Consider the following 1163-nt stretch of genomic DNA (forward strand, 5'->3'; position numbering starts at 1 on the left):
CAGAGAACATTTTTATAATGTAAATTTGAGGAGCTGTCCCCTTGAACAGCTCCTCAAAAATATTATTTTCTTATTACTCTCAAACTCCTAAACTATTTCCCTTATTTCTTTTAGAATTTAACAAAACAAAAAACTTTGTTTTAGATAATGAAAAGATTGTAATGGCAGACCAAATAAAAATAAATGAAATCAAATGTACTTTCGTAAAATGCTCATGGTAAACGAATACCCCAAGAATTAATGAAATTGTAGGTGCGATAAATTGTAAGAATCCTAAGGTGGACATTGGTATTTTTTGAGCACCTTTTGCAAAATATAGAAGAGGAATGGCAGTAGCTGCCCCTGCTCCAATTAGCAGCAGATCCGTTCCAATTGATACAGATAAGAATGACTGGTTTCCTTTTACGAAAAGAACGGCCATATAAATAAAAGCTAGTGGAGTAACCACAAGTGTTTCGAGAGCTAGCCCAATGGAGGAATCTACCTTAATCATCTTTTTTGATAACCCGTAAAGGCCGAAAGATAAAGCTAGAAGAATTGATATCCATGGAAAGCTTCCATAAGAAATAGTCAGAATTAGAACGCCAATTGCCGCTAGCGCAAACGAAAGATACTGTGCCTGCGATAATCTTTCTCTAAAAACGATCATCCCCAATAAAACACTAACAAGTGGATTTATATAGTATCCAAGGCTTGCTTCAATTATTTGATCCGTATTAACTGCCCATATGTAAATAAACCAGTTACAGCTTATTAACATTGACGCCATAATAAGTGCGGATAATTGCTTTTTATTCGTACGGAAATTCTTCAAAATTTGAAGAAATTCTCCCCACTTTTTTGTTACAAGCAGAATCCCGACCACAAAGAAAAAGGACCAGAAAATTCGGTTGACCAAAATTTCGTCCGCGTTAACATGATGAAGGAGCTTCCAATATATCGGCAGTAATCCCCAAATGATATAGGAAAAGCCAGCATAAAAGACTCCTGACTTTATTTCATTATTTTTCATATTTATTCCTCAATTCTTTCTAGTATCGAAATATTAATATTATAGTTCGAACTGAAAGATGCTGGCAATCTTTTAATTTTATCCATTTAATCTTTGTTCGATGAATCAAAGACAATTTTTCCGCCAATGATCGTTTTTGAAACGGTAATAT

1 protein-coding gene is annotated in these 1163 nt (G+C 34.1%); it reads right to left on the reverse strand.

From position 1 onward, the window contains the following. Nucleotides 1-79: 79 nt before the first annotated feature. Nucleotides 80-1012 (reverse strand): EamA family transporter RarD, encoded by a 933-nt coding sequence (gene rarD, locus V7149_RS26365; RefSeq protein WP_335348508.1) that lies wholly within the window; start codon nt 1010-1012, stop codon nt 80-82. Nucleotides 1013-1163 lie beyond the last annotated feature (151 nt).

Source organism: Bacillus sp. JJ1503, assembly GCF_036965125.1.
Taxonomy (GTDB): Bacteria; Bacillota; Bacilli; order Bacillales; family Cytobacillaceae; genus Cytobacillus.

What these genes read in the sequence shown, in the direction of transcription:
- rarD (WP_335348508.1), bottom strand. Translation starts at nt 1,012, where the DNA reads ATGAAAAATAATGAAATAAAGTCAGGAGTCTTTTATGCTGGCTTTTCC.